The organism is Microbispora sp. ZYX-F-249 (assembly GCF_039649665.1).
In the GTDB taxonomy this organism is placed as follows: domain Bacteria; phylum Actinomycetota; class Actinomycetes; order Streptosporangiales; family Streptosporangiaceae; genus Microbispora; species Microbispora maris.
This window is the reverse complement of record NZ_JBDJAW010000007.1, coordinates 163,197-189,179: the sequence shown is the minus strand read 5'-3', so window position 1 is coordinate 189,179 and position 25,983 is coordinate 163,197. Positions and strand designations below refer to the sequence as shown.

Genomic DNA, 25,983 nt, shown 5'->3' with positions numbered 1-25,983 from the left:
ATGGCTCACACTACGGGAGATTTTTCATGAAGGCGTTCCCGGCGGTCCTGTTCGACGAGGCGCACAGCGAGGCGTGGACGATCCGGCGAGAGGTCGCCGAGGCCATGAATCCCGCCCATCCCGACGACAACAGCTACGCGGAGGCCGCCGGCGCGCTGCGGCGGCTCGGTCACACGGTGCGCGCCCACACCGAGGGCCCGGTCACCCCGGACGTGCTGGCCGGGTGTGACGTCTTCGTGGTCGCCCACCCCTCGGCCGGGCGCTGGGAGCGCACCACCGGGGTCGGCAGCCCCGTCTTCACCGCCGAGGAGATCGACGCCATCGAGGCGTACGTCGCCGACGGCGGCGGGCTGATCGTGCTGGCCGAGCACGAGCAGGAGAAGTACGGCAGCAACCTGGCCGGCCTGCTCGCCCGGTTCGGGGTCACGGTGGAGCACACGACCGTGCAGGACCCCGGGCACTGCCACAACACGGTGGCCACCTGGGTCCTCGGCGTCCCCTCGGCGCAGGCCGTGCCCGGGCAGGGCGGCGTGGCCCAGGACCTGCTGGCGGAGGTGCGCCGGGCCTGCTTCTACCGCGCGGGCACGCTCGGCGTGCCGGCCGGGTCGAGCGTGCTGTTCGAGACCTCCGCGTCCGCCGACCCCGCGTCCGCCCCGCTGGTGGCCGCCGTACGGCACGGCAGGGGGCGCGTGGTCGTCCTGGCCGACTCCGACCTGTTCGGCGACGACTCGATCCGCGACTACGACCACGAGAAGCTGTGGGGCAACCTGGTCACCTGGGCCGCCCGCGTGCCCGAGGCGTCCGGCGCCGCACAGACGTCCCGTCCCGAGGTGGCGGAGGAGTTCGCCCGGCTGAAGGCCGCCGTGGAGCGGCTGCGCCCGCTCCAGGCCAAGGACGGCTCCGTCACCGGCGACCACGACGAGGCCGTGGCGTGCATCAGTGAGATCGTCGACGGCATTGCCCGGCTCGCGCCGCACTTCCCGCACGACGCCGAGTACCTCGACGCGGTCATGAAGGACTTCCGCGCGTGGGTGGCGGCCGGGCTCGGCAAGCCCGACTTCCTCGACTCGCTGAACGTCTTCCATCCCGACGCCCAGCGGGTCGACGGCCTGGAGCACCTGGTCGTCTTCCCGATGTACACGCAGAACGGCAATCCCAACCGCAACGTCGAGGCGGTCTGGATCCGGGTGGTGTGGCCCCAGTGGCTCGCCGAGCTGGAGGCGGGCGGCTACGACAACCCCATGTTCGTGCCGATCACGTTCGTCGACTTCACCTCCGGCTACGACACCAACTCGGCCGTGCTGTTCCCCGAGACCGTGGTCGTGCGCCAGACCCCGCCGAAGTTCACCTGGGGCGGCATCTTCTGCGACCGCGAGGCGGCCCGGTTCCGCCGGGTCAGCGAGGCCGCCGCGGCCACGCTGAAGCTGGAGCTTCCGCCGGACGCCGCCCGGCTGCTGGCGTCCCAGGACCTCGCCCAGGACACGTTCGTGCTGTGGGACCTCGTCCACGACCGCACGCACAGCCACGGCGACCTGCCGTTCGACCCGTTCATGATCAAGCAGCGCATGCCGTACTGGCTCTACAGCCTGGAGGAGCTGCGCTGCGACCTCACGGCGTACGGCGAGGCCGTGAAGCTGGAGGCGGCGGGCGTGCCGCACGCGCGGTACGTCCAGTACGCCATCCTGTTCGACCGGCTGTTCCGCTTCCCGATCACCGGTGACCGGGTGCGCAACTACGACGGGCTCGGCGGCCAGCTGCTGTTCGCCTACCTGCACCGGCAGGGCATCGTGCGGTGGACCGACAACCGGCTCACCATCGACTGGTCGCGGGTCGCCGACGGCGTCGCCGACCTGCGCGGCGAGGTGGAGAAGCTCTACCGCGACGGCATCGACCGGTCCAAGCGCGCGCACTGGCTCGCCGCGCACGAGCTGGTCGCGGCGTACGTCGAGCCCGACCCGGCCTCGGTGTGGAAGCAGGGCGTCCAGGCGCTGCCCACGGAGCAGAAGGCCATGGTCGACGCCGTCCTGCCCGACGAGTTCCCCCTGAGCATGTTCTACGAGGCCCTGCGCCGTAAGCTCACCGACGTGGTGGAGTCGACCCGAGGCATCCGGGCGTGAGCACGGACGGCGTGGGCGAGATCTGGAGGAGCGTGCGATGAGCAGGGTGATCGTGGTCACGGGAGCGGGCGGCCCGGCAGGCCGGGCCGTCGCCGGGAAGTTCGCCGAGCTCGGCGACACGGTCATCGGCGTGGACAAGTCCGGTGCCGAGGGCTGCCTGGCCGTCGACCTGCTCGACCGGGACGCCGTACGCGGCCTGGCCGAGCGGCTGCGGGCCGAGCACGGCCGGGTGGACGGCGTCGTCCACCTGGTCGGCGGCTGGCGCGGGTCGAAGACCTTCGCCGACACCTCGCTGGACGACTGGGACCTGCTGCACGACCTGCTGATCAGGACCCTGCAGAACGTGTCGCTGGAGTTCGAGCCGCTGCTGCGGGCGAGCGGCAACGGCCGGTTCGCGATCGTGTCGGCCCGGGCCGCCCAGAAGCCGACCCAGGGCGGCGCGGCGTACGCCGCCGCCAAGGCCGCCGCCGAGGCGTGGACGCTGTCGCTGGCCGACGCGCTGAAGGACACCTCCGCCGCCGCGGTGGTCCTGGTGGTCAACGCACTGGTGCACGATGAGATGAGGGCCGCGAACCCGGACAAGCCGTACCGGACCTTCACCGATGTGAAGGACCTGGCGGCGGCGGTCGCGGGCCTGTGGGATGAGGAGCCGGCGGCGGTCAACGGCCGCAGGATCGACCTCACCCCCTGATCTACGCTGCTGATCCGGACCCGCGGCCGGCTCTGGAGAGCCGGCCGCGGGTCCGAACCGCGACTGGGGAGACATCTCGTGACAACCGATGCCGTACGGCGGCATGACCCGGCGAGCCGGACGTTCGCCAGCGACAACTACGCGGGGGTGCACCCCGAGATCCTGGAGGCGATCGCCCTCGCCAACGGGGGCCACCAGGTCTCCTACGGCGACGACGCCTACACCGAGGCGGTCCGCGGCGTCTTCCGCGGGCACTTCGGCGAGCAGGCCGAGATCTTCCCCGTGTTCAACGGCACGGCGGCGAACGTCGTGTCGCTGCGCTCGATGTGCGCGCGCTGGGAGGCCGTGGTCTGCCCCGAGACCGCGCACATCAACACCGACGAGGGCGGCGCCCCCGAGGTCACCGGCGGCCTGAAGCTGCTGCCGGTCGCCACCCCGGACGGCAAGCTCACGCCGGACCTGATCGACCGGCAGGCCTGGGGCTTCGGCGACGTGCACCGCGCGCAGCCGCGGGTGGTGTCGATCTCCAACGCGACCGAGCTGGGCACGCTGTACACGCCGGCCGAGATCAGGGCGATCTGCGACCACGCCCACGAGCTGGGGATGTTCGTCCACCTCGACGGGTCGCGGATCACCAACGCCGCCGCCGCGCTCGACGTGCCGCTGCGCGCCCTGACCACGGACGCGGGGGTCGACGTCCTGTCCTTCGGCGGCACCAAGATCGGCCTGCTGCTGGGCGAGGCCGTCGTCGTGCTGAATCCGGCGGCGTCGCGGGGCCTGCCGTACCTGCGCAAGACGAGCATGCAGCTCGCCTCGAAGATGCGCTTCGTCTCGGTGCAGTTCGAGGCGCTGCTCGGGGGCGACCTGTGGCTGCGCAACGCCCGCCAGGCCAACGCCATGGCCCGGCGGCTCGCGGACGCCGTACGCGGCCTGCCCGGGGTGAGCGTGCCGCGCCCGGTCGAGGCCAACGCGGTCTTCGCGGTCCTGCCGGCCGACGTGGCCGACCGGCTGCGCAAGCGGTTCCGGTTCTACAACTGGAACGAGCAGGTCGGCGGGGGCATGGTCGAGGTGCGGTGGATGTGCGCCTTCGACACCACCGAGGCCGACGTGGACGCGTTCGCCGCGGCGCTGGCCGAGGAACTGCGCGCCTGACCGCTCCCACCCTTACGAGGGTTCTCGTCTTCACGTTCGCATCCCCGTCATGCGCTGCCGCCGGGCGCCCCTCTCACCGGGGGCGCCGGCGAGCGGACTGAACGGCTCGCCGAGAGGTGAGCAATACGAAACACAGCGGTAACTCGCGCGAATACGCCGTGAAACGGCCATTGGCGAGTCTCGTGATGCTCCCGGGTGCGATCACCACAGGTGTGGAGAAGTGCGAGGCGATGACATGCCGGTGAACACGGACAGCGGTGCGACCGCATGGCTCCTGGCCTGTACCGCGCTCGTCCTGCTGATGACGCCGGGCCTGGCCTTCTTCTACGGCGGCATGGTCCGGACGAAGAGCGTGCTCAACATGATCATGATGAGCTTCGTCTCGATCGCCCTGGTCACCATCGCGTGGCTCGCCGCCGGCTACAGCCTGGTGTTCGGCGACGACCTCGGCGGCCTGGGACTGATCGGCGGCCTCGACCATCTCGGGCTGCACGGCATCACCACGAGATCGGTCACCGGGCAGGTGCCGACGCTTCTGTTCGCCACCTTCCAGCTCACCTTCGCCGTCATCACCGCCGCGCTGATCAGCGGTGCCATCGCCGACCGCGCGAACTTCTCCGCCTGGATGGTCTTCGTCCCTGTATGGGCGCTCGTGGTCTACGCCCCCATCGCGCACTGGGTGTGGGGTCCCGGAGGCTGGATCCACGGCATGGGCACCCTCGACTACGCGGGCGGCCTGGTCGTGGAGATCGCCTCGGGCGCCTCCGGGCTGGCCATGGCGCTGGTGCTCGGGCCCCGCATCGGGTTCAAGGCCGAGGCCATGCGACCGCACAACCTGCCCCTGGTGCTGCTCGGCGCGGGGCTGCTGTGGTTCGGGTGGTTCGGCTTCAACGCGGGTTCGGCGCTCGCGGCCGACGGCACCGCCGCCGCCGTCTTCCTCAACACCCTGGCCGCGGGCTGCACCGGACTGCTGGGCTGGCTGCTGGTGGAGCGGCGCCGCGACGGCCGTCCCACCACGTTCGGGGTCGCCTCGGGCATCGTGGCCGGACTGGTCGCGATCACGCCGTCGTGCGGCTCCGTCGACGTGCTGGGCGCCCTGGTGATCGGTCTGGCCGCCGGGATGATCTGTTCGCAGGCGGTCGGCTGGAAGTTCCGGCACGGCTACGACGACTCTCTGGACGTGGTCGGGGTCCATCTGGTCGGCGGCATCGTCGGCACCCTGCTGATCGGGCTGCTGGCCACCCGGTCGCTCACCGGCGCCGACGGCCCGCGGGGCCTGCTGTACGGGGGCGGGCTCGCCCAGCTGGGCAAGCAGGCCGTGGCGATCGTGGTGGTCGCGGTGTACGCCTTCGCGGTCACCTATGCGATCGGCAGGCTGATCCACCGGCTGATGGGTTTCCGGGTGAGCGAGGAGGACGAGATGTCCGGTGTCGATCTGGCACTGCATGCGGAGACCGCGTACGACCACGGCGTGCTCGACCACGCCGTCCGGATGGGCCCGGTCACGGCGCTGCGCGAGCGCGCCCGGAACCACGAGCGTGCGCAGGACCCGCGACCGGCGACGTAGACACCGCAATCACGCGGGCCGTGGCGCGGACGGCCCCGGTCGCGCCCGCCCGGACCTCCCGGCCCGTGCCCCGGCCGGACGGGCCGTGAGCGGGGGTCGCTACGGTGCGGGGAGCGGCTGGGCTCCCCGCTTGGCCAGCAGGTCCTTCATCATGCGGATCTCGGCGTTCTGGCCGTCCACGATGTGCTGGGCGAGCGCGCGCACCTCGTCGCGGTCCGACAACTTGAGCAGGCCCTCGGCCATCTCCACGCCGCCCTGGTGATGGCGGATCATGAGCTGGAGGAAGAGCACCTCGGCGTCCCTGCCCGTGGCCTGGCGGAGCCGGTTCATCTCCTCCTCCGTCGCCATGCCGGGCATCGCCGCGGCCGGCGTGGTGGCGGAGGAGGCCGGCCCGCCGTGCCCGTGCCCGGACATCCAGGCCATCGCGGGACGGCCGGAGCTCTGGTCCAGGCCCCACTGCTGGAGCCAGCCCATGAAAATTCCACGCTGCGTGCTCTGCGTCGTGATGATGTCGTACGCCAGGCTGCGCAGCGGCTCGTCGGAGGTCTTGTCCCTGAGGACGAAGGACATCTCCACCGCCTGGGCGTGGTGGACTCCCATGTCCCTGGCGAAACCGGCCTCGGGGGAGGCGTCCCCCGGCGTCCCGGACCTGGTGAAGAACACCACGAGCGCCGCCACCGCGAGGAGGACGGCGACCAGTCCGAGGGCGGAAAGGGAGCGCCGGGCCGGGCGAGCGGTCTCCACAGGAGCGTCGATGTCAGTGCTCATCGCCAACAGGCTACTCGCCGCCGCCCGCGCCCTGCCCGAAGCGATACCTTTAGCCACTATTCTCCATACGCAGCGGGGGTGTAAGTGATCTGCGGATGGAGGAGCGATGACCAAGGAGAAGACGCAGGCGAGGCGTGAGCACCTCGCTCGCATGCGCGCCGAGCAGAAGCGCAAGGAGCGGCGCGCCGCGCTTCTCATGTGGGGTATAGGCGGCCTCGTGATCGTCGTCCTTGTCGCCCTCGTCGCGGTGTGGGTGGTCAAGGACCGCTCGGCCAAGTCGCTCGACGCGGTGAAGACCTACACGTACAAGGGTTCCGACCACTCGTGGACCAAGGTCTCCTACAAGGAGAACCCGCCCGTCGGCGGCCCGCACAACTACTACTGGCAGAACTGCGGCATCTACGACAAGCCGATCCACAACGAGCATGGTGTCCACTCCCTTGAGCACGGCGCGGTGTGGATCACCTACAGCCCCGACCTGCCCAAGGCCGAGGTGGACAAGCTGAAGACCATCGCCTCCGCGGACTACATGCTGCTGAGCCCCTACCCGGGCCTGCCCACCAAGATCGTGGCCAGCTCCTGGAACCACCAGGTCACGCTGAACTCCGCGGACGACCCCCGGCTGACGCAGTTCGTGAAGAAGTACAAGCAGAACCCGACCACCACCCCCGAGTACGGCGCGTCCTGCACGGGCGGCATCGGCACCACCTCGGAGCAGCCGCTCCCGCCGGAGCCGTCGGCGTCGGGCAACCCGCAGGAGCCGATGGCGAGCACGGCGCCGTCCAACTGAGGTTTCCCGGCGGACGTCAGGAAACCAGCACGCGGTCCACGGGCACGGCTTCCAGCCCGTGGGCCTCGGCCACCGGGCGGCTCGTGAGATGCCCCTGGTGGGTGCTCAGACCGAGGGCGAGCGCGGGGTCGGCGGTCAGCGCCTCGCGCCAGCCCATGTCCGCGATCGCCAGCGCGTACGGCAGGGTGACGTTGGTCAGCGCGTACGTCGAGGTGTGCGGCACCGCCCCCGGCATGTTGGCCACGCAGTAGAACACCGACCCGTGCACGCGGTAGACCGGGTCGGCGTGCGTGGTCGGCCGTGAGTCCTCGAAGCAGCCGCCCTGGTCGATGGAGATGTCCACGAGCACCGACCCCGGCTTCATCCGGGAGACGAGGTCGTTGCTCACCAGGGTCGGCGCCTTGGCGCCCGGCACGAGCACCGCGCCGATCACCATGTCCGCGTCCACCACCGCCCGCTCGATCTCGTACGCGTTGGACGCCACGGTCTGGCAGCCTCCCCGGTAGACGAGGTCGGCGTGGCGCAGCCGGTCGACGTCGCGGTCCAGCAGCAGCACCTGGGCCCGCATGCCCATGGCGACCGCGGCGGCGTTCATGCCCGACACACCCGCGCCGATCACCGCCACCTTGGCCGGGTAGGTGCCGGGGACGCCGCTCATCAGCACTCCGCGGCCGCCGCCCTGGCGCATGAGATGGTAGGCGCCCACCTGCGGCGCCAGCCGTCCGGCGACCTCCGACATGGGAGCGAGCAGCGGCAGCGTGCGGTCGGGTTTCTGCACGGTCTCGTACGCGATGCCCGTCACGCCCGACTCCAGCATGGCCCGGGTGCACGGCTCCGAAGCGGCCAGGTGGAGATAGGTGAACAGCACCTGGCCCTTGCGCATCCGGTGATACTCGTCCGGCACCGGTTCCTTGACCTTCAGGATCAGGTCGCCCTCGCCCCACACCTCGTCCGCCGTGCCGAGGATGACGGCCCCGGCGGCGGCGAAGTCCTCGTCGGGGATCGCCGACCCCTGTCCCGCGCCCTTCTCGACGAGGACCCGGTGACCCTTGCGGACGAACTCGTTGACCCCCGCGGGTGTGAGCGCGACCCGGTATTCGTGCGTCTTGATCTCTCGGGGAACTCCCACCTTCATGTCTTCACTGTCTGCTCTCGGCCTTCCGCATGGCATCGGGCAACGGGCAACCATTTGGCGGGTATTCATGACAAATTGTCAGCAAGAGAGCGGGTTGAGCGTTCCATGGTCGCCCGGTTACCCGCGGTTGGCAGACCTCGGTAGGCTCTGCGAGCGGTGTAAGGGATCGAGGTGGGAATGCACAACGCGCCCGTGCCGGGGAACGAGGAGCCCGGTCCGTGGCCCGGCGGCCTGACATCGGGAGCCGAGACGGCGCCCATGCCGAAGCCGGTCGGCTCCGAGGGCCGCGGCGGCGCGCCCGGCGAGTACGACTGGTTCGCTGGCCCCGGGGCCGAGGGAGAGACGTCCGTTCTGCCCGCCGCCGGCGGTGGGGGGCGGGACGACACGCTGACCGGGCCGGTCCGCGTGCCCGGCGACCCCCTCCGTGACCCGCTGCCCGGGCCCGGCGGTGTGCCGGGCGAGCCCAGTGCCGCGGGCCGGTTCGACGACCCGCTCCGTGACCCGCTGCCCGGGCCCGGTGGCGCGGGCCGGTTCGACGACCCGCTCGGCGACCCGCTCGGCGTGCCTCCTGCGCCCCACGAGCCTGTCGACCCCCTCGGCGTGCCCGGTGACCCGCTCCGTGACCCGCTGCTGGGGCCCGGCGGTGTGCCGGGCGAGCCCGGTGGCGCGGGCCGGTTCGACGACCCGCTGGGCGTGACCGTACCCGGTGAGGTTCCCGGCGCCCCGCTCGCCCCGCTCGACGAGCCGGTGGAGCCGGTCCCGCCCGACCTGCCCGCGGTGCCCGGCGGCCCGGCCGAGGGCGGAGCGGACGGTCCGGGCGACGGGCCGCCCGCCCCCGCCGGCCCCTCGGAGCCGAGGGCGGCCAGGGGGACCACGATCGCCCTCGTCGTCGCCCTCGTGCTGGTGGTCGTCATGTCCGGCGTCCTCGGCGCCGTCGCCGTGATCATGACCCGCAACCCGGACGCCCCGCCGCTCAAGCAGACATCCGTACGCACCCTGCTGACGCCGGTGCACTTCGCTCCGGTCACCGGGGTGGGACCGGCGCCGTGCACGGGGACGGACGCGATCCCCGACGACAAGGGCACTTCCTGCTACCAGCTCGATCCGGGGGTCACGGTCACCACGGTGCAGAAGATCGAGGAGGTGCCGGAGAGCGACGGCACCTATTCGATCCGGCTCGTGCTGTCCCCCTCCAGCCAGGAGCAGATCGCCGCGCTCACCCGCGAGACGGTCAAGCAGCAACTCGCCGTCGTGGTGGGGGAGAAGGTGGTGGCCGCCCCGCGGGTCGCCCAGGAGATCACCCAGGACAGCCTCGGCATCGCGGGCTTCGACAAGGCGCAGGCCGACGCGATCATGGCCCTGCTGACCGGCTCCGCCCCCGCGGGACAGCAGCCGAACCCGGCCGCCTCGCCCTCCGCCGCCGACGCCGGGCAGCCCGGTGGCGGTGGCACCCAGCCGGACGGCACCCAGCAGGGCGGGACGCAGCCCGGCGGGACGCAGCAAGGGGGCACCCAGCCGGACGGCACGCAGCAGGGCGGGACCCAGCCCGGCGGGACGCAGCAGGGTGGGACTCAGCAGGGTGGGACGCAGCCCGGCGGCGGCCAGCCCACGATCGAGCAGTTCCAGTGAGTTCGTCCCCGGGGGAGCGGTTTCCCCCGGGGCGGCGCGGGGAGCCGGTCCGGTGCCGGGAGACCGGCCGGACCGGAGGCCGGCGTGCAAGCCGGGGGCAATCCGGGTGCAAGGGGATTCCTCTAACGTACGGCGTGTGTCAGCACCATCGTTGCGAGGCGCGGCCGCCACGGCCGTGACCGCCGCGTTCCTGCTCCCCGCCTCCCTGCTCGCCGCGGGTCCGGCGCTCGCGCACGCGGCCCAGGCCCCGGCTCAGGCCACCGCCCAGGCCACCGCGCAGGCCACCACACAGTCCGGCGCCCAGTCCGTCGTGAGGGCCGAGCCCGCACCGGCGACGGTCGCCAAGAAGCTGTTCCGCGCCTGGCTGCGCGGCGATCGCCACGCGGCCTCCCGGGTCGCCACCGCCGGCGCGGTCTCCACGCTCTTCTCCTACCCCTACCGGGCTCCGGACGAGTTCGCGGGCTGCTCGGGCAACTCCTGCCGGTTCGTCCACACCAGCGTGCGCGTACCGGGCGGGCTCGACGGCCTCCTGATGGTCGTGTCCGGAGCGAAGGTCACGAAGGTGTACGAGTCCCGCCACCTTGTCACGCCGTCCGCCGCGGCAAAGCACCTGTTCGAGGCCTGGCGCAAGGGCGACCGCAACCGCGGCCTGGAGATCGCCTCGGCCACGGCGGTCAAGACGCTGTTCCGGACGAAGCACGACCCGAAGGGCGTCAAGTACTTCTTCCAGGGCTGCAACCCGGAGCCCAAGGGCTACGGATGCGCCTACTCCTACGAGGGCGGCGCCATGTTCATGCACGTCCGCGGCTCGAAGAGCCGCGGCTACGAGGTGACCTCCATCGGCTACATCGCCGACTGAGCGCCGGCCGCGGGAGCGGGCGCCAGCGCGATGTCCTCGGGCCGGATCGGGACCCGGGGGAGATCCAGCCCGGTCGCGGCCCTGACCGCCGCGGCCACCGCGGGGGTCGACGAGAGCGTGGGCGGCTCGCCCGCGCCCCGCAGGCCGTACGGCGCGTGGGGGTCGGGGTTCTCCAGGATGGACAGCCGCATCGGCGGCATGTCGAGGATGGTGGGGATCAGGTAGTCGGTGAACGAGGGGTTGAGCACCCGGCCGTCCCTGACCTGGATCTCCTCCATCAGCGCCAGGCCCAGGCCCTGCGCGGAGCCGCCGTGGATCTGCCCCTCCAGGGCCAGGGGGTTGAGGATCTTCCCGACGTCCTGCACGGCGGCCAGCTCGACCACCTTGACCAGGCCCAGGTCGGCGTCGACGTCGACGACCGCCCGGTGCACGCACAACGCGAGCTGCGTGTGGGAGTCGCCCTGGCCCGTGACGGGGTCCATCGGGAACGTGGGCCGGTGGCGGTACTCCCGTGTCTCCTCGACCGGCCCGAACCGCTCGAGCACCTCCTCCAGGGACAGGTCCGGATGGGCCGCCCGCAGCGCGTCGAGCCGCGCCCGCACCGCCTCGCACGCCGTCTTGACCGCCCCGCCGGTGACGTACGACTGGCGGGACGCCGAGGAGGACCCGGCGGAGCCGACCGCGGTGTCGGCCGGGGCGACCGTGACCCTGCCGATCCCGAGCTCCGTACGCGCGATCTGGGCCTGGACGGTCACGAGCCCCTGGCCCACCTCGGCGGCGGCGGTGTGGACGAGCACGTGCGGTTCGTCCCCGGCGAGCTCGACGCGCACCCGTGCCGTCGAGTAGTCGTCGAAGCCCTCGGAGAAGCAGATGTTCTTGATGCCGACGCCGTAGCCCACGCCGCGCCGCACGCCCTCGCCGTGCGTCGTCTGCGCGACGCCGCCCGGCAGCGCCCGCAGGTCCGGGGAGGCGGGCGGCGGCAGCGGCATCGCGGCCAGTTCCGCGAGCATGTCCGCCAGCGGCGCGGGGGTGTCGATCACCTGCCCGGTGGCCAGGCGCGACCCCTGTGACACCGCGTTGCGGACGCGGATCTCGACCGGCGACAGCCCGCAGGCCGCGGCCAGGCGGTCCATCTGGGACTCGTAGGCGTAGCAGGCCTGCACCGCCCCGAACCCGCGCATCGCCCCGCAGGGCGGGTTGTTGGTGTAGACGCCGTACGCGTCGATCCACACGTTGCCCACCTCGTACGGCCCGACGCCCAGCGACGCGGCGTTGCCGACCACGGCGGGGGTGGAGGAGCAGTAGGCGCCGCCGTCGAGCAGGATCTCGGCCTTCACGTAGACGAGCCGCCCGTCGGCCGTCGCGCCGTGCTCGTAGCGCATCCGGGCGGGATGCCGGTGGACGTGGCCGAAGAACGACTCCTCGCGGCCGTACACCATCTTGACCGGGCGGCCCGTCCGCAGCGCCAGCATCGAGGCGTGGACCTGCATCGACAGGTCCTCCCTGGCGCCGAAGGCGCCGCCGACCCCGGCGAGCGTCAGCCGCACCTTGTCCTTCGGCAGGCCCAGGCACGGCGCCACCTGGTCCTGGTCGACGTGCAGCCACTGGGTGGCGACGAACAGGTCCACCCCGCCGTCCTCGGCGGGCACGGCGAGGCCCGACTCGGGCCCGAGGAACGCCTGGTCCTGCATGCCGACCTCGTACTCGCCGGTGACGACCACGTCGGCCTCGAAGGTGCTCCCCACCCTGACCGGCTGGTGCCGTACGAGGTTCCCCCGCGGATGGACGGCGGGGCAGGAGGGGTCGAAGGCGGCCCGGCGCGGGTCGGTCACCGCTTCGCGCTCCTCGTAGTCCACGACGATCGCGGCGGCGGCGCGGCGGGCGGTCTCCGGATGGTCGGCGGCCACGATCGCCACGGGCTCGCCCTGGTGGCGGACCTGGTCGACGGCGAGCACCGGCTGGTCGCGGATGTCCAGTCCGTAGAACTTCTCGCCGGGCACGTCCTCGTGGGTCAGCACGGCGAAGACGCCGGGCATCGCGAGCGCGGGGCCGGTGTCGATCGAGCGGATCCACGCGGACGGGTGCGGGCTGCGCAGCGTGGCGCCCCAGAGCATGCCCTCCAGCCACAGGTCCGAGGAGTAGGCGAACTCCCCGGTCACCTTCAGCGTGCCGTCGGGGCGCCGCGCGCTCTCGCCGAGGCCCGAAAGCCGCCCGCTCCCCGCCGCCGTCTCAGTCGTCGTGCGCCGCTCCACCGTCGTAGTACAGCAACCGGGCACGGGCGGGGCCTATCGGCGCGGCCATGAAACCCGGCGACGGCCGGGGTCGATGCTTGTATATATCTCCAAATACGCTTCTGTCGTGCTGTTGCAAGATCTGCTCGCCTCCCCGGAACTGCGGCTCGCCCTGCTCACGGGCGACGAGCGGCTGGACCGCGAGATCGAGGGCGTGCTCATCACCGACCTGCCCGATCCCCGGCGGTACCTGTCGGGCGGCGAGCTGGTGCTGACCGGCCTGATGTGGCGCCAGTCGCCCGCCGACTCCGCCCGGTTCGTGCAGGCCCTGGCCGAGGCAGGCGTGGCCGCGCTCGGCGCCGGCGACGCGCGGCTCGGCATGGTGCCGGACGACCTGGTGGACGCCTGCCGCGCGCACGGGCTGCCGCTGTTCGAGGTGCCGGTCGAGGTGTCGTTCGGGGCGGTCACCGAGCTCGTCGCCAGGCGCGCCGCCGCCGCCCAGGCGGGCGACCTGCGGGGCGCGCTCGGGCGGCACCGCAGGATCGTCGCGGCCGTGGCCGAAGGGGCCGGGCTCGGCGAGCTGTTCGCCCTGGTCGAGGCCGAGCTCGGCGTCACGGCCGCCGTCGTCTCCGCCTGCGGCACGGTCGTCGCGGGCGCCCTGCCCGAGGAGCGGGCCGTACGGCTGGCGCGCGACTACCTCGCCGCCGTCCGCCTGCCCGTCGTCGTGGACCGCGGCGGGCCGTTCACGCTGTTCGCCGTGGACCGTTCGCACCGGGCCGCCGGCTGGGCCCTGGTCTGCCGGGGCGAGGTCGACGCGGAGATCGGCTACGAGCTGGCGGCGTGCGTCGCCATGGAGCGGACCCGGGCGGAGGAGGGCCGCCGGGTGGAGCGCCGGCTGGCCGAGCAGCTCATCGCGCTGGCCTGCGCGGGCGGCGACCTCGCCGAGTTGTCGGCCCGGCTGCGGACCTGCGGCATCGACCCGGCCGAGCCGTACGCCGTGGTGACCGTCACGGCGAGCAGGCCCGGGGCGACGGACGGTCCCGACCCCGCCCTGCTGGGCGGGCAGGTGACGGAGGAGCTGCTGGACCGCCGGGTGGTGGCCGCGGCGGGCGCCGACGCGTCCGTGGCGCTGGTCCCGCTGCGCGACGGCACCCTCTGGGGCGACCGCGACGCGCTCGCGGCGCTGCTGCGCGCCCGTACGGCGGTGCTCGCCGCAGGGCTGCCGGGAATCCGGGTCTCGGCCGGGGTGAGCGGCGCGCTGACCGGGCCGCAGGCCATCCGGGGCGGCGTGGACGAGGCCGGCCACGCCCGGCGGATGGCCGAGGCGCGCGGCGGGGGAGTGGTCACCAGCGACGAGATCTACACGCACGCGCTGCTGCTGGCGACCGTGCCCGGCGACGTGCGCTCCTCGTTCGCCGGGCGGCTGCTGGGACCGCTGTTCGACTACGACCGGCGGCACGGCGCCGAGCTGGTGCGCACGCTCGGCGCCTTCCTCGACTGCACCGGGTCGTGGAACGCCTGCGCCGAACGGCTGCACGTCCACGTCAACACGGTGCGCTACCGGATCAGAAGGGTCGAGGAGCTGACGGGCAAGGACCTGTCGTCCATGGCCGACCGGGTCGACCTGTTCCTCGCCCTCCGCGCCGGCTAGCCACTTCCGCGCCGGCCGGCCACTCCCACCGGCCGGCCGCTGCGGTCAGTCGCCCGCGGCGGCGTGCCCGCGGTCGAGCAGGGCCAGCTCCTCGCGCGCGAAGCCCACCCAGTAACCCGCGCCGTACTTCTCCGCGACGTCCAGGGTCTCCAGCAGGTACGCGCGAGCCTTTCCGTATCTGCCCATGAGCCGTGCGGCGCGGCCCAGGTGGCCGAGGCACCTCACCTCCATGGCGCGATGACGGCTCTCGCGGACCGACAGGAGGACCTTCTCGAGAAGGATCGCGGCGGACCAGGGGTCGCCGCGGTGCATGTGCACCTTGGCCATGCCTATGAGCGCCTCTCCTTCGTGCATGGCGTCTCCGGCCTCTCTCGCGAGGGCTCCCATCTCGGCGTACGCGGCCCTCGCGGCCGCCACGTCCCCCAGGCCGAGCTGGGCGGCGCCGACGACCATGAGAGCGTGACGCTCGCCCACCTCCGTCCCGATCTCCCTGGCGAGCCGCAACTGCTCGCGCGCCGACGGCAGGGCTTCCTCGTACCGGTGCAACGAGTTGAGCACGACGGAGAGGTTGCCCAGGGCCCTCATCCGCGAGAAGGGGTCGCCGACCGTGCGCCGTAGCTCCACCTCGGCACGCTGGTGGACGAGGGCTTCGTCGTAGCGCCCCGCATTCCCCAGGCTCATGGCGATGTATCCGTGCGCGAGAGCCGAGATCTCCTGGTCCGCCAGCCGCTCGCCCACCTCGAGTGCCCGGCCGTTGAGGATCAGCAGGTCGGCGTGGTGGCTCATGAACGTGAGCGGCCAGTGGAAGGAGAAGCAGAGGTAGGCACCGGAGCGCGCGAGCGACGGGTCCGGCGAGACCATTCCCTGCGCGGCCGTGGCGAGGAGGTTCGGGCGTTCCCGCTCCAGCCACACGGACGCGCCGTCGCCGTCCGTCAGGGTGAACGGCTCGCGCTCGGCGAACTCGTGCGGCGGGTGCACCCGGTGCGGGTCGAGCAGCCGCATGGCCAGACGGACGCTCGACCCGTACAGGCCGAGAACGCGGTCGAGCGCCTCGTCGCGGGCCTCTGGGCCAAGGTGCCGCTCGGCCAGTTCCATCGCGAACAGCCGGACCAGGTCGTGCAGACGGAAACGCGCGTGGTCGTCGGGCTCGGCCAGATGGGCGCGCACCAGCCGGGCCACCGCTCTGTCCGCCGCGGCCAGCGGCACGTCGAGGAGGGCCGCCACGACCTCGGGGGTCGCGTCCGGCGTGCGCAGGACGCCCAGATGGCACAGGGCCGCGGCCGCCGTGCGGTCGAGATCGTGCGGGCTGGTCGCGAGCAGGTCGTAACTGAGCTGCAGGCTCGCCCGGACCGCGAGGTCGCCCGACTCCAGCTCGTGCAGCGCCCGCCGTTCGTCGCGCAGCCGGGCGTTCAGCTCGGCCAGGGGCGTGTGGCGGTTCTCCGCCAGACGCGCCGCCGCGAGGCGCAGGGCGAGGGGCAGCCCCCCGCACAGGCCGGCCAGTTCGGCGGCGGCGGCCGGATCGGCGGCGACCCGCTCGGCGCCGATCAGTTTCGCGAGCATGGCGACCGACTCCGACCGCTGCATCCTGCCGAGGACGAGCTGGACGCAGTCGTCGGCCGCCGCGAACGACTCCCGGCTCGTCACGAGCAGGGCGTTCCCGGCCGGCAGACCCAGCAGAGGGCGGACCTGTTCCGGGCCGGCCGCGTCGTCGAGCACGATCAGCGTGCGCCGGCCCGCCAGGCGGTCCCTGAGCATCGCCGTGGCCTCGTCCTGATCGGACGGGACCGCCTCCGGGCGCACCCCCAGGCTCCGCAGCAGCCTCCCGAGCAGGTCGAGGGGGTTGAGCCGCCCGACTCCGGGCGTCGCCCCCAACATGTTCAGGTACAGCTGGCCGTCCGGATAGTGATCGCTCACCATGTGGGCGGCGCGTACGGCGAGGGTCGACTTCCCCGCTCCCGCCGTGCCGGTGACGGCCACCACCGCCTGCGGCTCGCTTCCGTCCCAGGGCGCGAGCAGCGCGCGCAGGCGCACCACCGTGTCCGTCCGCCCCACGAAGACCTGCGGATCGCGCGGGAGCTGACGCGGCCGGACGACCTCCGCGGGAGCGGCGGCGGTCGCGGGGGACGGCGACACCCCGAGAGAGGGGTCCGCGCGCAGGATGAGCTCGTACGCCCGCCGCAGGGACTCGCCCGGATCGACGCCGAGCCGTTCGGCGAGCAGACGCCTGGCGTCGTGGAAGACCTCCAGTGCCTCTGCCTGCCGTCCGCAGCGGTAGAGCGCGAGCATCTGCAGTTCCCTGGCCCGCTCCCGCAGTGGAGCCTCCGTGGTCAGCCCGACGAGCACCTCGAGCGACTCCTGGCGCCGGCCCAGCCGCAGCAGCGCGTCGGCCTGGTCCTCCCGCACGGTGAGGCGCATGCCCTCCAGCCGGGCCCGTTCCGTCTCGCAGAAAGGGCCGGGAAGGCCGCCCAGGGCGGTGCCCGCCCACAGTCCCAGCGCGGCCTCCAGCTCGCGCAGCCAAGCGCCGAGGTCCTCCTTGGCCTGGAAGCGGCGAGCCTCGGCGACGCGCTGCTCGAACTCCTCGGCGTCCGTGCGGCACGCGGACCGTGCCAGGCTGTATCCGCTCGCGGAGTGGGTGAGCAGCCTGAACGGCCCACGCCTGCCTCGATCCGGTTCGAGTAGGCGCCTCAGCCCGGCCACGTAGGTGTAGACGCTCTGCTCGGCCGTCTTCGGGGCGGCGCCACCCCACAGGTCGTCGATGAGTTGTTCCTTCGAAACGATCTGCCCGGCCCTGGCGGCGAGCACGCACAGGGTGGCCCGCTGCAGCGGAGGTCCCAGGTTCAGCTGCCGGTCGTCGAGCGACGCGGTCACCGGTCCGAGGACCCGGAGGCGGATACCGGCCTGCCTCGCACCGGATCCCTCGCTGGCCATGGGTGTCCCTCCTTTCGTGGCGTGGCGTCAGCGGACCAACGTGAGGTGAGCCGGAAAGGGCCGGGCGGAGTCCGCACAGGGGAAAACCGGCTGGATGGCCCGCAGCTCCGCCTCCACCTCACGGAGTTCCTCGTCCCCGTACGACTGTGCGATCGGCAGCGCCCTCCGGGCACAGGCCAGGGCCTGCTCCGGATCACCGAGGAGGCGGTGGGCTCTGGCGAGCAGGGTGAGGGACCGGCACTCGTAGGCCCGGTGGCCGATCTCGATCGCGCATCGCAGGCCGCGCTCCAGGTGGGTTTTCGCCGTGAGTGCGTCGTCGCGGTCCAGGTGCAGCTTGGCGAGCATCACCAGAGCCGCGCTCTCCTGGTAGCGATCCTCCGCGGCCTGGGCGAGCGCGAGCCCTTCGCTCATCAGGCTGATGGCCTCGGCGACGTCACCCAGCCCTTCGCAGGCCCTTCCCCCGATCAGCAGCGAATGACGCTCACCGACGTCGGAACCGATCTCCCTGGCGATCGTCCGCTGTGTCTCGGTGCACTCGCGCGCCCGCGCGTACTGCTTGAGAGTCACGTGAGTGGCGGCCAGGTTGCCCAGCGCCCGCATCTCGCCGAACCGGTCCTTCAGCTCACGTCTGAGTTCCAGCTCGGCCCGCTGGTGCGGCATCGCGTCGGCGGCCCGGCCGATTTGAAGCAGGGCGGTGGCGAGCTGACCGTGTGCCAGGGACATCAACTCCAGGTCGCCGGCCCGCTCGCCCACAGCCAGCGCCTGCCTGCTCAGGCGGAGGTGCTCGCGGCGGTGCGCGCCCCTCGACAGCTGCCAGTACAGGGCGAACCCCACGCGAACTCCCATGCGTGCGATCTCTTCGTCCTCGCTCACCAGCGCCTGCGAGGCGGCCGCCACCACGTTCGCCAGCTCGTCCTCCAGCCAGTTCCTGGCCTCGGCGGGAGAGGTGAGTGCGAGGGGGCGTTGCGGCACGGCGGGCCAGGGGAGCTGCACGCGGTGCGGATCCAGCACGGAGCTGGCCCGCCGTGCCGTCGCGCCGTAGAACCCGAGCGCTCGCAGGAGGGCGCCCGCGCGGGCCTCGGGCGCGAGGCGGGTGTCCGCAAGCTCGATCGTGTAGAGGCGTACGAGGTCGTGCATGCGGAACCGGCCGGTGCTCGCGGGCTCCAGCAGGTGCGCGCGTACGAGGCGGTCGAGCGCGCGCTCCGCGGCGTCGGCGGGCTCGTCCACGAGGGCGGCCACGACGTGCGCCGTCACATCCGCCACATGGAGAAGGCCGAGATGGCACAGGACTCGGGCCGCCGACCGGTCGAGGGCGGATGCGCCGCGGGCGAGGCTCTCGTAGCTGAGCTCGAGGCTGGAACGCACGGCGGTCTGGCCCGCCTCCAGTTCGTGCAGTGTGCGCCGCCGGTCCTCCAGCCGGTCGACCAGCTCCGTGGGCGTCCACTGCGGCCGGTCCAGAAGCCGTGCGGCGGCCAGGCGGAGAGCCAGCGGCAGCCCGCCGCACAGGTCCGCCAGCCGGCCCGCCGCCGGGTCGGCCGCGATCCGCTCGGCCCCCACGAGCTTCGCGAGTACGGTGACGGCCTCCGACCGCAGCATGCTGCCGAGGACGAACTGGACGCAGTCGTCGATCACGGCGAACGACTCCCGGCTCGTGATCAGCACGCTGGTGCCGGCCGGCAGGCCCAGGAGAGGGCGTACCTGCTCGGGCCCCGCCGCGTCGTCGAGCAGGATGAGGGTCCTGCGGCCCTCCAACCGGTCGCGCAGCATGGCGGCGGCCTCGTCCGCATCGGCGGGCACGGCCTCGCCGGGCAGTCCCAGGGCGCGCAGGAGCCTGCCGAGCACATCGATCGGCTTGAGCCACTCCACGCCCGGGGTCGCTCCCAGGAGATTCACATAGAGCTGCCCGTCCGGGAACGCGTGGACGGCGGCGTGGGCGGCGTGGACCGCCAGGGCGGACTTTCCCGCTCCGGGGGCGCCGGTGATGGCGACCACCGCCTGCGGGGGCGCGCCGTCCCAGGGGGCGAGCAGCGATCGCAGGCGGACCATCTCCTCGGCCCGGCCGACGAAGCAGTTCACCGCGCGGGGCAACTGGCGCGGAGTGCGCGGAGACCGGGCATCGGGACCGGCCGCCCTCTCGCCCGTCGGCGTGAGCGAGGGATCGGCCCGCAGTATCAGCTCGTACCGTTCCCGCAGCGTCCTGCCGGGATCGACCCCGAGCCGCTCCGCCAGGAGCCGTTTGACGTCCATGTACGTGTGCAGGGCGTCGGCCTGTCTGCCGCACCGGTAGAGCGCGAGCATGAGCAGGGCGCGGGCGCGCTCCCGCAGGGGGGCCTCGCCGACCAGTTCGGTCAGGGCGGACGCCGCCTCCTGGTGCAGATTCAGGTGGAGCAGCACGTCGGCGCGGTCCTCCCGAGCCGACAAGCGCAACTCCTCGAGGCGGGCCCGCTCCGCCTCGGCGAACGGCCCCGGGACGCCGCACAGGGCGGGGCCCGACCAGGACCCCACGGCGGCGTCCAGTGCCCGGAGGCAGCCGCGCGGGTCGCCGTCGACGTCCAGCCGGCGGGCCTCGGCCAGATGGCGCTCGAAGTCCTCGACGTCCACCTCGATCGGCCCGTGGGCCAGGACGTAGCCGCCCGACCGGGACAGCAGGACCGAGTAGGAGCCCCGCCGGCTGCTTTTGGGTTCCAGGATCCGCCGCAGTCCGGCGATGTAGGTGTAGACGCTCTGCTCGGCGGTGTTCGGCGGGCGTTCCCCCCAGAGCCCGCCGATCAGGGCCTCCTTGGTCACGACCTGTCCCGTCTGCGCGGCGAGCACGCACAGGGCCGCGCGCTGCAGAGGAGGTCCGAGGTCGACGCTCCGTCCGTCGCGCCATGCGGCCAGGGGGCCGAGCATCCGCAGGCGGCAGGGTGAGTACACGGACGTTTTACGCTGATTCGCGCTATCCATACGTCTGAACTCCACCTGGTAACGGCGTAGATGCAATCTGTGGATCACCGTGATCGGGCGAAATGCCGCTCCCGCGCCCGGTACACGCCATGAGTCGCCGCTGCACTCGTCGCGACTGCACCCCGGCGGTTCCCCCAAAACTGCGGCTTCGCGTGGCATCCCCGTGTTCGCCGGTCATCAGGCACGCCGTCGGGCCTGTTCCGGCAGAGCATCAAATATGCCATCTTCCGTCTAGATATTGTCTAGACGCCTCGGATAATCCGCCGATTCCAGCGGGCCGGAATTCCCTACTCGCGGGTAAGCCCGCCTGTCACACCTTTGACCTGCCCGGACGCTCGGAGGGTTACGGGCCGCAGTGCGGGGAGCCTCGGTGCCGTGGCGGGGAGCGACGCCGGCCAACGCCGCCCCGACGGAGGCCACGCCCGCCGCGCCGCTCGCCGCCGCACGCTCTATTCGGCGTTGACCTGCCTTGTTCCGGGACCGGCCGGTCGTTCGCCGTTCCCGCCCGGCCTCGGCCCGGGGCCGCCGGTCGTACGGACGCGACGCGTGGAAGGCTCCGATGACGAAGGGGCCCCTTCGCCCGTTGGGCGGACTGTTGGATTCGCCCGCCACTTTGCCGCCGGGGGCGCGGGTTCGCGTCGGCCGCCCTCCAAGCCGGGCCCGCGGCCGCCCCCCGTGTTCTCGGGAGGGTCGGTGGTGGCGGAGAAGCCTGACACGCGCCGGGCGTCACGCGCTCCGTGTCATGCCCGACCCGGCATCCGCTCGCCCTCGCAAATTCACCACGTCCTTGGGGGCATCGGTGTGGCGGGGATTTCAAAAAAAGCCTGCCGAGTCGGCGTCCGCGTGAATTGCATTTTCCGGACCGCGGCTTTGCAACGTGATGCGGAAATGGGAAAGCGTCATTGCTGCCGCTGTATTCCGGCTTCCGACCGCGCTCCCGTCAGAAATCGTGACCCGGAGCGTGAACGGAGCCGGTCAAGAACGCCGGCCCCGTTCCCCGCTCGATCGATTGTCCGCCGTACGCCCCGGGCCGGGCGGACGGCCGCTCCCCGGCGGCCGGGTCGTCCGCCGGGGATGGTCCGTCCCGCTATCAGCAGCAACTACGCGGGTCAGCAGCAGAGGGAGCCGTCGGCCCAGCCACGCTGCAGAGGAGACGGAGCGGCACTGTTGGCCGTAGCATTGCCACCGAAGGTCACAAGGGCCACAATCAGGGCGGTAAGTAGATACGAGGCTGGGCGGCGCACTATGGATCTCCCTCAACTCGGACTGCCAGGCCTACAATATTTCAGGAGTTGCCAATGGCCGCGCAAGATCTGGTCGGACAGCGCATCAAGGCGATACGACGGCAGCGTGGGCTCTCGCAAGCGCAGTTGGCGCATCCTGAACTTTCCGACAGTTACGTATCGCTCATCGAGAGCGGCAAGAGGACTCCGACGCCGGCCGTTCTCGAACTGCTCGCCCAGAAGCTCGACTGCTCACTCACCTACCTCGTGAACGGTGTGACGGCCGAGCAGATGGAGGACCTCGAGGTCGGCCTCAGCTTCGCGCGCATGGCACTCGAGAACGGCGAGGTCGCCGAGGCCCGCCGCAGGTATGCCGAACTGCTCGCGGACAACAACCTGCTGGGTCTCACCGCGCTCAGGGTGGAGGCCCGCTACGGGTACGCCCTGGCCCTGGAGGCGTGCGGAGAGCTGGGCGAGGCGATCGCGGTCTTCGAGGAGCTGAACGGCTCCGAGGCGGAGGCGACGCCGCAGGAGCGCAAGATAGCCGTGGCGCTGGCGCTGTGCCGGTGCCACCGTGAGCGGGGCGACTTCTCCGCCGCCGTGCAGGTGGGCGAGCAGGCGCTCGCCACGTTCGCGCGCAACGGCTGGACCGACGAGCTGGTCGAGCTCGGCGCCACCCTTCTGGCGGCGTACTTGGTGCGTGGAGACCTGCTGCGCGCGGGCCACTTCGCGAACGAGCTGCTGGCCGCGGCCGAGACCCTCGGCACACCGAGAGCGACCGTGGCGTCGTGCTGGAACGCGGCGCAGGTGCTGGAGAAGACCGGCCGGGGCGAGGAGGGCATGACGCTCCTCGAACGGGCGCTCGCCCACCAGTCGGAGAACGGCGAGCCCCGCAACCTCGCGCGGCTGCGCCAGGCCTACGCCACCATGATGCTGCGGGTGCGTCCCGAGGAGGCGGAGCAGGCACAAGAGCTGCTCCTGCGGGCCCAGCGGGAGCACGAGGCCTCCGCCACCAGCGCCTTCGACCGGGCGCGGACCGCCTGCGTCCTTGCCATGGCGGAGATCGTCCTCGACCGCCCGGACAAGGCCGTCGACCACCTCAGGGACGCGCTGGCGCAGGTTCAGCACACCGACAGCGGCCTTCTGGGCCGCGCCAACCTCCTGCTCGGCCAGGCGTACTTCCTGCTCCACCAGGACGGGGACGCGGCAGCGGCGCTCGACCTGGTCACCGGCTGGCTGGAGGAGGCGCCGCAGACCCTGAAGGCCGCCGAGGACTGGATGAACGTGGCGGAGATGCGGCGGCGCATCGGCGACGACACGCAGAGCGTGGCGGCCTATCAGCGCGCCCTCGCCTGCGCCGGGCTCTGATCGCCCGCCCGACCATCGGGCGCACAGGCGCGAAGGGAGTCGCCGGGCCGGAGGCCGCTCGCCTCCGGCCCGCGTCGTGTGCCGCTTCCCCCGGACCCCCGAATGCCCGGAGGCGCGGGCGAGAGCGGCGCCGCGAGCGGATCGGCGGCGCCGGGCCGCTCCCGCGGACTGCCTGGAGACTTTCGATCTCCCGAGGCCCCCGCGGCCGCCGGACCTGCCCTCATTCCGTGATCGTGCTGTACCGACGGTCTGGGGTACGGACCGGAGCCCCGCGTCGGTAGCCTGGGGGTGTCATGAAGAGACCCTTCCTCGCCGCCTTCGCCGCGCTCCTGACGGCTCTCCTGCTGTGTGCCGCGCCGGTCCTGCCGGCCCAGGCGCACACCTCGCTCAAGAGTAGCGACCCGCAGAAGAACGCCCAGGTCAAGACCTTGCAGAAGGTCACGCTCGAATTCGCGGACTCCGTTCAGTTTCCGGTCGTGGTCGTCCGCGGCGAGGACGGCAAGCGTTACGAGAGCGGCGCACCGGCCGTGGACGGGCCCAAGGTCACCCAGGCGGTGACCGAGCCCGTGCCCCCCGGCCGCTACACGATCGCCTGGCGGGTGGTCTCGCCCGACGGACACCCGCTGGAGGGCGAGATCCCGTTCACCGTGATCGGCGCCCAGTCGCTCGGCGCGGCGACCTCGGCCGCCGCTCCCGGGGACTCCGCCTCCGCGGCGGCGCCCTCCTCGGCCGCGACGGCGCAGGCCACCGAGGCCGGGAGCGCCGGGCGGACGGGTGTGCCCGGCTGGATCTGGGCAGTGATCTTCGGGATCGCCGGCGTCGGCATAGGGATGTTCCTGAGCCTGCGGAAGAAGCCGTGAGCAGGGCGGCGCGCCTCACCGCCGCCGCGCTCTGCGCGGCAGTCGGCGCACTCGTCGTCGCCATGGTGCTCGGCGGCGCCGCGACGCCGCGGATCATTCCCGGCCTGCCCGACGAGGGCACTCTCACGCGCTGGATGCTGCCGCTGTCGAAGCTCGCGATGGACGTCTCCGGCGTGCTGACCGTCGGGCTGCTGGCCGCGGCCGCGGTGTTCCTGCCCGGCGACAAGGGCCTGCTCGGCAAATCCGCGCAGAGCTACGTCAAGGGCGCGTCGTGGTCCGCGCTCGCCTGGGCCGTCGCCGCGGCGGTGGCGCTGGTCTTCAGCCTGTCGGAGACGCTCGGCATGCCGGTGGGCGAGGTCCTCGCCGGCAACGAGCTCACCAGCTACGCCAGCCAGGTGCCGCAGGGCATCGCGCTGACCCTGGTCGTGCTGTTCGCCGTCGCCATCGCGTTGTTCGCCCGCGGTGCGATCACCGCCGGGGCCGCCGCCGGGCTGCTGGTCTTCGCGCTCGTGACGCTCCTGCCGCCGGCCCTCACCGGGCACTCCTCCTCTTCGCCCAACCACGGGCTGGCCACCACCTCGGTGGCCATGCACCTGCTCTTCCTGGCGCTTTGGGTGGGCGGCCTCGGGGTGGTCTGCATCCACGCGCTGCGCGGGCAGCCCCTCCTGGACGTGGCCGCCGCGCGTTTCTCCCGCATGGCTCTGTGGTGCTTCGCCGGGGTCGGCGTCTCCGGGCTCGCCGCCGCCGCCTCGCGCCTCACCTCGGTCGGCGAGCTGTTCACCTCGAACTACGGCCTGCTCCTGCTGGCCAAGATCGTCGCGTTCGCCGTGCTCGGGTTCTTCGGCTGGCGTCACCGAGGCCGTACGCTGCCGCGGCTGTCGGCGGGGGAGCCGCACGCCTTCCTCCGCCTCGCCCTCGGCGAGGTCGTGCTGATGGGGGCGACGATCGGCCTCGCCGTGGCGCTGTCCCGGACCGCCCCGCCGCCCGTCGACACCCCGGTCGACCGTGCGTTCGAGCTGCTCGGCTACCTCGTGCCGCCGCCGATCTCGCTCGGCAACCTCGTGACGCTGTGGTGGTTCGACCTGTTCTTCGCCGTACTCGCCGCCGTCATGGCCGGTCTGTACGGCGCGGGGCTCGTCCGGCTGACCCGCCGGGGCGACCGGTGGCCCGTGGGCCGCACGGTCAGCTGGTATCTCGGCGTGGTCATCCTCGTGCTCAGCACGCAGACCGGTGTGGCGCGCTACGCGCCGGTGCTGTTCAGCGTGCACATGACCGAGCACATGGTCCTGTCCATGCTGGTCCCGATCTTCCTGGTGCTCGGCGCGCCGGTGACGCTGGCGCTGCGCGCGCTCAAGCCCGCCGTCCGCCGGGGCGACCGGGGACCACGCGAGTGGATCACGGTGATCCTGCACAGCAGGGTCGTGAAGTTCGTCAGCCATCCCGCGATCGCGACGGCGATCTTCGTGGTGTCGACCTTCGCCCTGTACTTCACCCCGCTGTTCGCCGCCGCGATGGAGGAGCACCTCGGTCATATCGCGATGACCGTGCACTTCCTGCTCAGCGGCTCCCTGTTCTTCTGGGTGATCATCGGAGTGGACCCCGCGCCGCACAAGCTGCCCCACTACGGGCGGCTGCTGCTGCTCATGGTGACCATGCCGTTCCACGCGTTCTTCGGAATCGCCCTGATGAGCATGGGCACGGTGCTCGCGTCGTCCTACTACGAACAGCTCGGGCGCACCTGGGGCGCCTCCTCACTGGCCGACCAGCAGTCGGGCGGCGCGATCGCCTGGGCGTTCGGTGAGATCCCCACGCTGATCGTGCTGCTCGCGCTCGGTTTCCAGTGGTGGCGCGACGACGAGCGCGTCGCGCGCCGCACCGACCGCCGCGCCGACGCCGCCGCGGCCAAGTCCGGCGGCACCGGGGACGCGGAGCTGGACGCCTACAACGACTATCTGGCGAAGCTCAACAAGCGGGACACGGCCGCCGAGTAGGCGGCGCGCCGGCTCTGCCGGCGCCGATCGATGCGCGACGAGCGGTGCGCGCCAGGCCGGAACCGGCGAGGCGCCGC

The 25,983-nt window shown here is 72.4% G+C and carries 16 protein-coding genes; 11 read left to right on the top strand and 5 right to left on the bottom strand.

The features are described from left to right. Positions 1 to 26 precede the first annotated feature (26 nt). The 4 genes from AAH991_RS11830 (at position 27) to AAH991_RS11815 (ending at position 5,527) form a co-directional block, all read left to right on the top strand. On the top strand, positions 27 to 2,117 hold the full coding sequence (locus AAH991_RS11830; protein ID WP_346225817.1) for a DUF6421 family protein: 2,091 nt from the start codon (positions 27 to 29) through the stop codon (positions 2,115 to 2,117). Between the two features lie 37 nt (positions 2,118 to 2,154). Then, complete coding sequence (locus tag AAH991_RS11825; RefSeq protein ID WP_346225816.1) at positions 2,155 to 2,808, top strand: SDR family NAD(P)-dependent oxidoreductase; 654 nt, start codon at positions 2,155 to 2,157, stop codon at positions 2,806 to 2,808. Between the two features lie 78 nt (positions 2,809 to 2,886). Continuing rightward, on the top strand, positions 2,887 to 3,960 hold the full coding sequence (locus AAH991_RS11820; RefSeq protein WP_346225815.1) for a threonine aldolase family protein: 1,074 nt from the start codon (positions 2,887 to 2,889) through the stop codon (positions 3,958 to 3,960). A gap of 235 nt (positions 3,961 to 4,195) precedes the next feature. Beyond that, on the top strand, positions 4,196 to 5,527 hold the full coding sequence (locus AAH991_RS11815; protein ID WP_346225814.1) for an ammonium transporter: 1,332 nt from the start codon (positions 4,196 to 4,198) through the stop codon (positions 5,525 to 5,527). A 99-nt stretch (positions 5,528 to 5,626) separates the two neighbouring features. On the opposite strand, the gene AAH991_RS11810 is transcribed toward AAH991_RS11815, so the two are convergent. Beyond that, a complete protein-coding gene (locus AAH991_RS11810; protein WP_346225813.1) occupies positions 5,627 to 6,295 on the bottom strand; it encodes a DUF305 domain-containing protein in 669 nt (222 codons plus the stop codon). Positions 6,296 to 6,401: 106 nt separating this feature from the next. Here AAH991_RS11810 and AAH991_RS11805 point away from each other — a divergent pair, with 106 nt between their 5' ends. Further along, entirely contained in the window at positions 6,402 to 7,085 is a 684-nt protein-coding gene (locus AAH991_RS11805) for a thioredoxin-like domain-containing protein (RefSeq protein ID WP_346225812.1), read from the top strand. A 16-nt stretch (positions 7,086 to 7,101) separates the two neighbouring features. Here the strand turns inward: AAH991_RS11805 and ald are convergent, their stop codons facing one another. Continuing rightward, a complete protein-coding gene (gene ald / locus AAH991_RS11800) occupies positions 7,102 to 8,220 on the bottom strand; it encodes an alanine dehydrogenase (RefSeq protein ID WP_346225811.1) in 1,119 nt (372 codons plus the stop codon). Between the two features lie 177 nt (positions 8,221 to 8,397). Here ald and AAH991_RS11795 point away from each other — a divergent pair, with 177 nt between their 5' ends. Both AAH991_RS11795 and AAH991_RS11790 read left to right on the top strand, forming a co-directional pair. Further along, positions 8,398 to 9,849 (top strand): SecDF P1 head subdomain-containing protein, encoded by a 1,452-nt coding sequence (locus AAH991_RS11795; protein WP_428833978.1) that lies wholly within the window; start codon positions 8,398 to 8,400, stop codon positions 9,847 to 9,849. A gap of 136 nt (positions 9,850 to 9,985) precedes the next feature. Then, a complete protein-coding gene (locus AAH991_RS11790) occupies positions 9,986 to 10,708 on the top strand; it encodes a hypothetical protein (protein ID WP_346225809.1) in 723 nt (240 codons plus the stop codon). On the opposite strand, the gene AAH991_RS11785 is transcribed toward AAH991_RS11790, so the two are convergent. Further along, entirely contained in the window at positions 10,693 to 12,960 is a 2,268-nt protein-coding gene (locus AAH991_RS11785) for a molybdopterin cofactor-binding domain-containing protein (RefSeq protein WP_346225808.1), read from the bottom strand. The two genes, AAH991_RS11790 and AAH991_RS11785, sit on opposite strands and share 16 nt — an antisense overlap. 106 nt (positions 12,961 to 13,066) lie before the next feature. Between AAH991_RS11785 and AAH991_RS11780 the strand changes: the two genes are divergently transcribed. Next, on the top strand, positions 13,067 to 14,590 hold the full coding sequence (locus AAH991_RS11780; RefSeq protein WP_346225807.1) for a PucR family transcriptional regulator: 1,524 nt from the start codon (positions 13,067 to 13,069) through the stop codon (positions 14,588 to 14,590). A 45-nt stretch (positions 14,591 to 14,635) separates the two neighbouring features. Here the strand turns inward: AAH991_RS11780 and AAH991_RS11775 are convergent, their stop codons facing one another. Together AAH991_RS11775 and AAH991_RS11770 are read right to left on the bottom strand one after the other, a co-directional pair. Continuing rightward, positions 14,636 to 17,518 carry an AfsR/SARP family transcriptional regulator gene (locus tag AAH991_RS11775; RefSeq protein WP_346225806.1) on the bottom strand — a complete coding sequence of 961 codons (2,883 nt, stop codon included), beginning with the start codon at positions 17,516 to 17,518 and terminating at the stop codon, positions 14,636 to 14,638. A 27-nt stretch (positions 17,519 to 17,545) separates the two neighbouring features. Further along, positions 17,546 to 20,434, bottom strand: coding sequence for an AfsR/SARP family transcriptional regulator (locus tag AAH991_RS11770; protein WP_346225805.1), 2,889 nt, complete (start codon positions 20,432 to 20,434; stop codon positions 17,546 to 17,548). A 1,328-nt stretch (positions 20,435 to 21,762) separates the two neighbouring features. Between AAH991_RS11770 and AAH991_RS11765 the strand changes: the two genes are divergently transcribed. From AAH991_RS11765 to AAH991_RS11755, 3 genes are all read left to right on the top strand, one after another. Further along, positions 21,763 to 23,055 carry a helix-turn-helix domain-containing protein gene (locus AAH991_RS11765; protein ID WP_346225804.1) on the top strand — a complete coding sequence of 431 codons (1,293 nt, stop codon included), beginning with the start codon at positions 21,763 to 21,765 and terminating at the stop codon, positions 23,053 to 23,055. Between the two features lie 293 nt (positions 23,056 to 23,348). Then, positions 23,349 to 23,915: a copper resistance CopC family protein gene (locus tag AAH991_RS11760; RefSeq protein WP_346225803.1), complete on the top strand. Its 567-nt coding sequence runs from the start codon at positions 23,349 to 23,351 to the stop codon at positions 23,913 to 23,915. Then, positions 23,912 to 25,906 (top strand): bifunctional copper resistance protein CopD/cytochrome c oxidase assembly protein, encoded by a 1,995-nt coding sequence (locus AAH991_RS11755; RefSeq protein ID WP_346225802.1) that lies wholly within the window; start codon positions 23,912 to 23,914, stop codon positions 25,904 to 25,906. Before AAH991_RS11760 ends, AAH991_RS11755 begins: the two co-directional genes overlap by 4 nt. Positions 25,907 to 25,983 lie beyond the last annotated feature (77 nt).

Bases quoted from the DNA above. Each gene is read 5' to 3' on its own strand.
- AAH991_RS11810 (WP_346225813.1), bottom strand. From the start codon at position 6,295: ATGAGCACTGACATCGACGCTCCTGTGGAGACCGCTCGCCCGGCCCGG.
- AAH991_RS11805 (WP_346225812.1), top strand. From the start codon at position 6,402: ATGACCAAGGAGAAGACGCAGGCGAGGCGTGAGCACCTCGCTCGCATG.
- AAH991_RS11760 (WP_346225803.1), top strand. From the start codon at position 23,349: ATGAAGAGACCCTTCCTCGCCGCCTTCGCCGCGCTCCTGACGGCTCTC.
- AAH991_RS11765 (WP_346225804.1), top strand. From the start codon at position 21,763: ATGGCCGCGCAAGATCTGGTCGGACAGCGCATCAAGGCGATACGACGG.
- AAH991_RS11830 (WP_346225817.1), top strand. From the start codon at position 27: ATGAAGGCGTTCCCGGCGGTCCTGTTCGACGAGGCGCACAGCGAGGCG.
- ald (WP_346225811.1), bottom strand. From the start codon at position 8,220: ATGAAGGTGGGAGTTCCCCGAGAGATCAAGACGCACGAATACCGGGTC.
- AAH991_RS11775 (WP_346225806.1), bottom strand. From the start codon at position 17,518: ATGGCCAGCGAGGGATCCGGTGCGAGGCAGGCCGGTATCCGCCTCCGG.
- AAH991_RS11815 (WP_346225814.1), top strand. From the start codon at position 4,196: ATGCCGGTGAACACGGACAGCGGTGCGACCGCATGGCTCCTGGCCTGT.
- AAH991_RS11795 (WP_428833978.1), top strand. From the start codon at position 8,398: ATGCACAACGCGCCCGTGCCGGGGAACGAGGAGCCCGGTCCGTGGCCC.
- AAH991_RS11825 (WP_346225816.1), top strand. From the start codon at position 2,155: ATGAGCAGGGTGATCGTGGTCACGGGAGCGGGCGGCCCGGCAGGCCGG.